Origin of the sequence: Pantoea sp. Morm (assembly GCF_016643525.1) — a bacterium.
Taxonomy (GTDB): Bacteria; Pseudomonadota; Gammaproteobacteria; order Enterobacterales; family Enterobacteriaceae; genus Pantoea; species Pantoea dispersa.
In genome coordinates this window covers 1-7,889 of sequence record NZ_VOQX01000140.1, presented here as the reverse complement: position 1 = coordinate 7,889, position 7,889 = coordinate 1, and the positions used below count along the sequence as shown (strand labels likewise).

Here is a 7,889-nt window from a genome sequence, read left to right as displayed (position 1 = left end):
GACGTCATCAAACTGGACCGCACGCTCATCAGCGAAATCTCGTCCGATACCGCCTCGCGCATTATCGCCCGCAGCATTATTGCCATGCTTAAGGACCTGGACTACACGGTGCTGGCCGAAGGCGTTGAGGACGCTGATACGGTTACCGCGCTCACAGAGTACGGCTGCGACCAGGCGCAGGGCTTCTTCTATTCCCGGCCGCTGCCGGAGCCGGAGCTTGACGAGTGGCTGTCCTGGAAGCTGCGCGGCCAGTGCTGACCCGCCGCCGCCGCTTGACAGCCCTCAGGCGGGCGTCCTGTAGCGTCTGAATCCCTCCGGCCCGGCGACGATGACCGCGTCACGGCCGGCGCCTTTGGCTTCATAAAGGGCCTCGTCGGCGCGACGCAGAAGCGCTTCCCGGCTGCCACAGTCGGCCAGGGACGCCACGCCGGCCGACACCGTCATGGCCCCGACGAACGGGAACATCGTGGTGCTCACTACCTCGCGGATGCGCTCCGCCGTCCGGGCCGCATCCTCCAGCGCCGTCTGCGGCAGCAGGAGAATAAACTCCTCGCCGCCGAAGCGGCTGACCACGTCTCCCGTGCGGCAGGCCTGCCGCAGCAGGCCCGCCAGGCTGACCAGCACCGCATCACCCGCATCGTGCCCGTACCAGTCGTTAATTTTCTTAAAGTGGTCGATATCAAGTGCAATCACGCACTGCGAGGCATCTTCGCGGCTCCTGTCCGCCAGCAGGGTAAAGCCACGCCGGTTGCAGAGCCCGGTCAGCGGGTCGGTCATGGCCTCGTCGCTGAGCGCGGCCATGTGGCCTGCCACGGCGTGGCGGTACTCCTCCACGGCCTGCTTCAGGCGGTCGGCCTCAAAGTACCAGGCCTTCACCGACGCCAGCGACGCGTCATTTCCTCCATCCCGCACCATGCCCGCCAGCGTCTCCAGGGGAGAGGCAATGCGCCCGGCCAGCAGGGTCACCACGGCGACCGTCAGGATAACGATGCCCAGCAGGAACCACAGGGCGTTTTCTGCCGTGCGCACCATGATATGCCGGACCGTCTCAGAGGTCCCGGCGATAAAAATGTTCCAGTCCGTTTTATGCAGGCTGGCGTAGCCGGTCAGGAACTGCTGCCCGTCAGCCTCCGAGCTGAACCGCCCGCTGTCCGTGGTGGCCAGCCGCTTGCGCAGCGCGGAGTTCAGCGCCATTTTTGTTCCCACGCGGGACGGATCGTGGCTGAAGATGATGAGGCCGTCATTGCTGACGATGCTGACGGTGGAGCCGCGGGCGTAGAAATGCTGGCTCAGGATGTCGCTCAGCATGCTCTGTTTTTTGAGGTAGATGGTGCCGCCAATGTAACCCAGGTAACTGCCGTCCGGCGTGAAGAGCGGCTGCGACAGGAACACCACGTAGTTGCCCGTCGCCGAGGTAAAGGGCGACGAAATAAACGGCTTCTGCGTGGCAATAGCCTGCCGGCTCGCGTCGGAATGCAGCTTTACGCCAATCAGGCTCAGGCTCTCCGGCGAGGTCGCCGCGATGATGGCGTCACGGTTAACCACCACCACGGTATTAAAAAAGCCGGACTGCAGCCGCAGGCGATCGGTCTCGCCCCGCAGCAGCCCCGGATCGGTCAGGCCCTTAATCTGGCCGGCGCTCCAGGCGAGCTCGCGCTGCGCCGTGGCGAGATAACGATCGGTGGTGTCGGCCAGCTTGCGCGCGTAGGCGATGTTGCCCTCAAGCAGGCTGTCCTCAATGTTGCCCTTCTGAAAAATCAGCAGCGACCCGAGCAGCAGGCAGGCGGTCAGGATCACCCCGCCGACGGAGAGTGAGATGAGAAGCGTGCGGAGGCGGAATTTTTTCAGCGGCATGGCGTCAGGGGCCCGGTTAAGGTGTCATCAGAGTGTAACGCCTGCGGCCCCGGTCAAAAGGCAGAACAGCGCACCTTTTCTGTGCCGCACGGCGGGATGGCGGGAGCCGGCACGTCCGCGCCAGCTTAGCGTAATTCCTCCTTCCTAATGCAACTTAATCTGATAATTCCCTGTTTAACGTGATATTCATGGATTAATGTCACGGAAAATGATTAATAAAGCGGTGCCGTCTCACCACGGTACAAATCAACGATTAGCCCGTGAAGGCTTGCGGGCATTTTTTTATCGTGCCGGACGTTTTATTTCATGAAGGCGGGCCGGTGCCACACAGATAAAAGGGATATACTCCCCGCGCTGCACACACAACGCGTCTGCACAGCAAACGAAGAGAGCTGACGTCTCCGCCCTTCTGCACCTGACTCAGGTCCGGACGGCAGGAGGCGTGTTGTCCGGTATTTACGGAACGTCCTGACCGCGCACCCGCGCGGTTTTTTTTCGCCGGCGGCGCACAGGCGAACTTATGCACCCGTGCGGTGGATAACCCTGTGGGCAGGGTGCATACACCATCGGCCAGGGAGCGCTCCATGCCCGACGGCGGGTGGCGTACAAATTTCATACAGGCGGGCCGTTCATGAACAAGATGCTGCTGCTGTTAGTGCTCATAGCGCCCCCCTTATGGGCGCAGCGGGCAGCCTGCACTCCCGGCTCCGGCACCTGCATCACGTCTTCGGAGGATAAAAACGTGTTTCTGCACGCTACCTGCGATGACGACGGAGCGCTTCTGATTTCGCTGGAGGCGCCGCACGGCAGACTTTCGGATGCTGACATACATAACCGCGCAGGGCAGGACGGCGGCGGATGGACGTGTGCCAGCGGGGCCCTGCGGGGCCACTGCAACATTCTCTACGCCCGGGTGCCCGGCGCGATGCTGGACATGCTGTCCGGGAGTGCGGGCCGCGAAGTCCGGCTGTCCGGCGCCCTGCCGGAAGGACGCCCCCTGCATTTTTCTTCCGCCAGCCTGCGCCTCTGGGCTGGCGCCCTGCCCGCGCGCTGCCACTGAGCCCTGCCCCCCGGTGATCGCGGCCCGCACTGCCAGGAATCCTCTTATTCACGTGCGCCCGGTTGCCTTAACGGTAGCGGCGGTCTTTGCTTAAACCACTGCGGGTATACAGCAGGTTAAGCGGAGAAGAAACGCCATGGGTCCCGTACGCTGCCGGCGCTGCTGTGCACCTCTGACCACGGAGGATCGTTATTATTTTATCAGCCACTGTGAGACCTGCGACACGGACATCCGGCATCAGGCCGGTGAGGCACACACACCCGTAAAGTCCCCGATGTATGTGATGAGGGGCGTCTTTTTCATATTGCGCCGTTACCGCCATATCCGGACGGCCGGGCGCTGACCTCTCGGCGGAAAAGTGACTTCTGCCAGGAGGTGGCTTTTCAGAGGAACCGAAACGATTCGGATATTAAGAAAATACACATCCCAGCGTGATTTTATTTATTTCCGGATTGTTAACAAAAGGTAGGTTACAGGAACCCCCGCATCATTTTAATATAAGACCAGCTTGTCATTCTTTTAATAAACTTTTTCGGGCAGGTGAATTTCCTGCCCTCCCAGTCAAGATTAAACCACTGAAAATCATCATCCTTTATCTCATCTATCATACTTAAAGCCTGCTCTGGCGTCCGGAAAGCATAAGCCTTCATCACGCCTTCACGGGTGCACAAATCAATGTGAACCATATAACCCCCGGGTGAAAAAATATTGTGATTTCATATTATTTTAATAACACGGTCATAATAGACCTGTTTTCTCACGGTGCGTTATTTATTTTCGTTATGATTGCGTAAAAAAGGCGCTCCTGAAAAGTTGCATAAAATACCTAATTATATTTGTGTTAAATAAACAGGAATTCTGATGGCAAAATTCCTGGTCATAAATTAAATGGATCTAATCACGTTAAATCAGATTAACGCATAAGATCATGCTGCATGCTCATCAGACTTATGCCTGCACATCCGGATAACCTACCCGCTGCGGCGCATGAGTTCTTTCAGGACTCCGGCCCAGCTCACGTCCTCCGCGTTCTTGCGGTTGTGGTGCAGAAATTCGGCGTGATGAAGCAACTGCTCGCCCATTTCAGCAAGTCACCCCCTTGATTAAGGATAGCGTTGCATCGAGCCATTGAACTCACAGCCAGGAGCGGACGTCAGTATCAGGCGCCGGAAAAAGGGCATACCGGCGCTTTAAGTAAGAGGCCAAAAGTTTGAGTAAGGCACACATGTCTTTAACTCAGACAATGGAAAGCGTCTTTTGAAAAACTTTCCGTTATTGACCCAACCATATAAAGCCATGCCATTTTCACATTCGAGCACAACCATTGTAATTCTTCTTTTTCGACGCCGAACAATTGTGCCCACTTCCATCGTGTTGATGCCTGTCTGGAGAGGCCTTTCCCATCTTCATGTCTGTTTGAGAGCACCGATCTGACAATAAATTCGTTACTCTTTTTGAGTTCGTCAATTTCGGGCTGAATTTTCCCAAAAATCGCATCCCTTCCAGGATCATGAAAATGCTTATTGCCATTGTTCGTGGGCTTTCATCGCACCGAAAAAGCTGCTGCGTCTGACCTCTACATAATATTCTTTCCAACTCATTGATTATTTTGTTGAATTTATGATGAACCTTACTTTTTACTTCTGCATCACCCGGTAGAAGTTCACTGGCCGCGGCAATGGTAAAACAACCTTTTTCTCCATCAGGAGAAGATGATAAAAGCGCTACAAATTCTAACGTTTCGCGCAATGCCATTTCTGGAGAAAACTCCGCATCGCGTTCTGCTGCTCTGGAAGCACCTTCATCCATGTATTGCTGTAAGGCCGCGAGATAGATTGTGCGTTTATCAGGGTAAAGCTGCTTATAAATACTGGCACTTGCAAGGCCAGAGGCTTTCATTAGGTCTGACATTGATGTTGCCCGATCTCCGCGAACCTGACGCGTAAATGACGCGCGTACCAGCTGCGTCACCACGTCGTCCCAGCTCCATTCCTTATCATCCGGGACTGGCAGCTCGACGCAGCTCGCGTCCGCGCCGATGATCCGGTTCCCGTGGTGATAAAACGCTTCGTCGCCGTTATCGAGACGGATAAAAGTGTATTGGCCCAACACGCGGATGATGTCGTTCTGCATCACGGGTGCCAGCGCGAAAGGTAAGTTAAGGGGGTTTGCGATGCTCATGGCTGCACCTCCAGCTGCTGGCATACGGCACGCATAAAATGCGGCCATTTGCTGAACTTCATTTTTGGAACGCGCACGCCACACCCGCTGTTAAAGCCTTTTACAAATGCCTGTGCCTATGCCTGTGCGACGATTTGCGGGTCAAAATTCATAACTTCTCCTTAGTGCAGATTTTGATGAGGCAGCCAGGTGGGGCCGGCCGCCGTGAACGAAGCAGGGGCTACCCTGCTTTTTTTACGCCTGAACAGCAGCTGTTGCTGCCGCGCTATCCTTCTTCAGCTCTTCGGCCAGCCACTGGCTGGCGTTCATCTACGCTTTCTCGCCGTGCTTTCCAAAATGGTTCAGTGCCAGATGACCGGCTTTTGTCAAGACCTCCAGAATGGAGGCAGGCAGGTTAGATTCAGGCACATTCATCGCCTGAACCCTTACGGTTTTTGCCATGTCATGCAGCTCAACCCAGAAAAATTCACGGCGCACGCTCAGTGCCAGCGTCTTATCGTTCAGGCCGGTCAGAGGTTCCAGACGGTCATGCAGCGTCTTACTCACACCGCTGCGGTTGATATCAGTACGAAGCCCGCGGGCTGCTTCATCTTCAAAGTTAAAAGCGCGGCAGATAAGGCAGCCTGACGGCTCGCGGCCCGGCTTGCCGGGGAGCCGAAGGGGGCCATGTTTTTGCTGTTGCTGTTAAAGCATATTTTTATGCGGCGGGAAGTCCGAACTGACAGGAGAAAGACTAAAGCTAAACCGGGCCGATAGATTATGGCCATACACATCCGGGCGGAGAGGACCGGTGCGCCAGCACCGGTTTTCCCGGCCCTCAGGGCGGCAGTATTGCCATTCGGGGCTGGCAGAAAGCACAAAGTAAAACCGCGCCAGGCGGCGCGGTGTAGGGTGATCTTTCGCAGGGTTACTTGCCGGGCCGATCTTGTGCGGAAGCGGCCAGCACGCCCGGATGCAGGTGCACGCCGGAAACGTCTGTGGTGGCACGCGCTTTGTGCAGATCGCAGGCGGCCTGCATGGATAACCAGAGGCGAGCCGCAATACCCAGCCCCGCCTCCAGTCGCACCGCCATTTCCGGGCTGACTGATGCCTTACCGCTGGCGACCTTACTCAGCGCCGCTGCTGATACGCCCAGCTCTTTCGCCAGCACGCGCAGGCCGATGTTATTATCTTCAATGTACTCGGTGATCAGGCCGCCCGGATGCGGGGGATTGAACATGGCCATCAGTGGTAGTCCTCCAGGTTGAGAATATAGGCATCACCGTCCGTGAATTCGAAGGTGATGCGCCAGTTAGCCCTGACCGTGATGGAAAACAGGTTTTTCCTGTCGCCCTTCAGGGGGTGAAAACGAAAGCCCGGATAGTTTCTGAATTCATCCGTGGAAAGCGCCTCATCGATGACCAGCAGGCGAAGCCGGATGCGTTCCGCGTCCTTTGCCTGTACGCCGCTGATATCACCTTTCTCAAACAGCTTCTGTAATCCTTTGTGCTTCCAGCTTTTAATCACTTTTCGGCTCCGCGTTTCCTGTTAAGAAACAGTATATCATATGTTTCGTTACGAGAAACACTCTGTGTTTTTATTTTTCATCGCCCTGAGAGAGGATGCTCCGGGGCGTCAGCTTGTTTGGCACCAGCCAACGGTTCATGCCCTTCTGCGCGCTGTCCATGTGCAGCGATCGCAGGTGAATTTCTCCTGCCACTTCGCAGGCAACGTCTCCTGCATACGGCTGCAGGGTTTCCAGACCGTTCAGCGACGGAAAGCGCTGCGCCCACGCGGCGATCATGTTCTTCATATCGTTTTCCGGCACGCTGTCACACCAGGCGGCTAACCATCTGCGCAGGGTCTCCGGCGTGCGAAATGCCAGCTCAGTTTCAGCCTGGCGGATGCGGTTCTCCAGCGTGCGCTCACGGTAGTCCGCCGCCTGCCGTTCCCGCCGCGTAGCGTGGTTAATTGTTTTATCTGCAGCATGTTTTGCACGTTCTGCCCGACGGAATACGGCCTCCGGAAACAGCGTGGTGGCCAGCTCGTCCGGCAGCGGCAGCGGGCACACCTCCCCCGCCGTGCTGAGGAACATATCCAGCGCGCCTTCCCACTCCGGCAGCGGCGCGCGCTTTTAGCGCGGGCGCAGGTAAATGCCCCGGATGCGGTTCAGTGCCTGGACGCTGACGCGGCTCCTGCCGCTCAGCTGCTTCATAAACGCGGCGGCGTAGGGATGACCACCTCCCGGGGATGAATCTCCACACTTGAAATAGATCCCTGAAACAGTTCTTCGTAAGCCAGCAGCTGATTCTGGTTATTCAGAAAAGCGACCGCGAACACTTCCCGCCCGAGCCCGGCAAGCTTCGCCCTGGAGAACTCTTCAGATATCTCAGGTGAGGTAAAGCTGGTGCAGGTCGGGTAACGGTGATCGATGGCGCGCACGGCCTCCTCGAGGATTTGGCTCTCCGTGGCCATCACGTAATTTCCCTGCGCATCACGAAACTGCAGGCGGGTTAAAAAGCGAACGTTATCACTGAGGTGTGCAACTCTTGATGCTGTCGATTCAGACGCCGTATCGTTGATGTCTGACTTTTTTTTGCGGATCTTCTTCTCGACCGGCGCACGGTCAGTGGTCGCATTGTGGGTAATGTTAACGAGAGTGTTTTGCATGGCATCGCTCCTTAATCGGGCTGAGTGGGTGCAGCACGCGCTGCGGACCCGAAAAAGACCTTCTCTGACGCGGGTTTCTTCTTTCCGGTCTGGCCTTTCGCGGCAAAGGGCAAAGGAGCAACGACGAAGTGAGGGCATAAAGGGG

The 7,889-nt window shown here is 56.7% G+C and carries 10 protein-coding genes; 2 read left to right on the top strand and 8 right to left on the bottom strand.

Annotated features, from left to right (window positions below; translation table 11 throughout):
- Positions 1 to 258 (top strand): EAL domain-containing protein (locus FT726_RS25180; RefSeq protein WP_346303647.1); only part of this gene is annotated, 258 nt, incomplete at its 5' end.
- Positions 259 to 282: 24 nt separating this feature from the next.
- Here the strand turns inward: FT726_RS25180 and FT726_RS25175 are convergent.
- Positions 283 to 1,854: a sensor domain-containing diguanylate cyclase gene (locus tag FT726_RS25175; protein ID WP_166936710.1), complete on the bottom strand. Its 1,572-nt coding sequence runs from the start codon at positions 1,852 to 1,854 to the stop codon at positions 283 to 285.
- A 631-nt stretch (positions 1,855 to 2,485) separates the two neighbouring features.
- Between FT726_RS25175 and FT726_RS25170 the strand changes: the two genes are divergently transcribed.
- The gene (locus FT726_RS25170) at positions 2,486 to 2,914 is read left to right on the top strand and encodes a hypothetical protein (protein WP_034830891.1); all 429 of its coding nucleotides are present in this window, start codon (positions 2,486 to 2,488) and stop codon (positions 2,912 to 2,914) included.
- A gap of 470 nt (positions 2,915 to 3,384) precedes the next feature.
- Here the strand turns inward: FT726_RS25170 and FT726_RS25165 are convergent, their stop codons facing one another.
- From FT726_RS25165 to FT726_RS25135, 7 genes are all read right to left on the bottom strand, one after another.
- Positions 3,385 to 3,600, bottom strand: coding sequence for a hypothetical protein (locus FT726_RS25165; RefSeq protein WP_034830889.1), 216 nt, complete (start codon positions 3,598 to 3,600; stop codon positions 3,385 to 3,387).
- Between the two features lie 619 nt (positions 3,601 to 4,219).
- The gene (locus FT726_RS25160; protein WP_346303646.1) at positions 4,220 to 5,095 is read right to left on the bottom strand and encodes a TetR family transcriptional regulator C-terminal domain-containing protein; all 876 of its coding nucleotides are present in this window, start codon (positions 5,093 to 5,095) and stop codon (positions 4,220 to 4,222) included.
- 309 nt (positions 5,096 to 5,404) lie between these two features.
- A complete protein-coding gene (locus FT726_RS25155) occupies positions 5,405 to 5,641 on the bottom strand; it encodes a hypothetical protein (RefSeq protein ID WP_034830887.1) in 237 nt (78 codons plus the stop codon).
- A 361-nt stretch (positions 5,642 to 6,002) separates the two neighbouring features.
- A complete protein-coding gene (locus FT726_RS25150; RefSeq protein WP_034830884.1) occupies positions 6,003 to 6,320 on the bottom strand; it encodes a HigA family addiction module antitoxin in 318 nt (105 codons plus the stop codon).
- Positions 6,320 to 6,601, bottom strand: a complete 282-nt coding sequence (locus FT726_RS25145) for a type II toxin-antitoxin system RelE/ParE family toxin (RefSeq protein WP_034830883.1) — start codon at positions 6,599 to 6,601, stop codon at positions 6,320 to 6,322. Before FT726_RS25145 ends, FT726_RS25150 begins: the two co-directional genes overlap by 1 nt.
- Positions 6,602 to 6,671: 70 nt before the next feature.
- Positions 6,672 to 7,196, bottom strand: a complete 525-nt coding sequence (locus tag FT726_RS25140) for a plasmid SOS inhibition protein A (RefSeq protein ID WP_255464815.1) — start codon at positions 7,194 to 7,196, stop codon at positions 6,672 to 6,674.
- 89 nt (positions 7,197 to 7,285) lie between these two features.
- On the bottom strand, positions 7,286 to 7,744 hold the full coding sequence (locus FT726_RS25135; protein ID WP_052127595.1) for a JAB domain-containing protein: 459 nt from the start codon (positions 7,742 to 7,744) through the stop codon (positions 7,286 to 7,288).
- Positions 7,745 to 7,889: the final 145 nt, after the last annotated feature.

Coding starts and splice junctions, on each gene's coding strand:
- FT726_RS25175 (WP_166936710.1), bottom strand. CDS start 1,854: ATGCCGCTGAAAAAATTCCGCCTCCGCACGCTTCTCATCTCACTCTCC.
- FT726_RS25170 (WP_034830891.1), top strand. CDS start 2,486: ATGAACAAGATGCTGCTGCTGTTAGTGCTCATAGCGCCCCCCTTATGG.
- FT726_RS25165 (WP_034830889.1), bottom strand. CDS start 3,600: ATGGTTCACATTGATTTGTGCACCCGTGAAGGCGTGATGAAGGCTTAT.
- FT726_RS25160 (WP_346303646.1), bottom strand. CDS start 5,095: ATGAGCATCGCAAACCCCCTTAACTTACCTTTCGCGCTGGCACCCGTG.
- FT726_RS25150 (WP_034830884.1), bottom strand. CDS start 6,320: ATGGCCATGTTCAATCCCCCGCATCCGGGCGGCCTGATCACCGAGTAC.
- FT726_RS25135 (WP_052127595.1), bottom strand. CDS start 7,744: ATGCAAAACACTCTCGTTAACATTACCCACAATGCGACCACTGACCGT.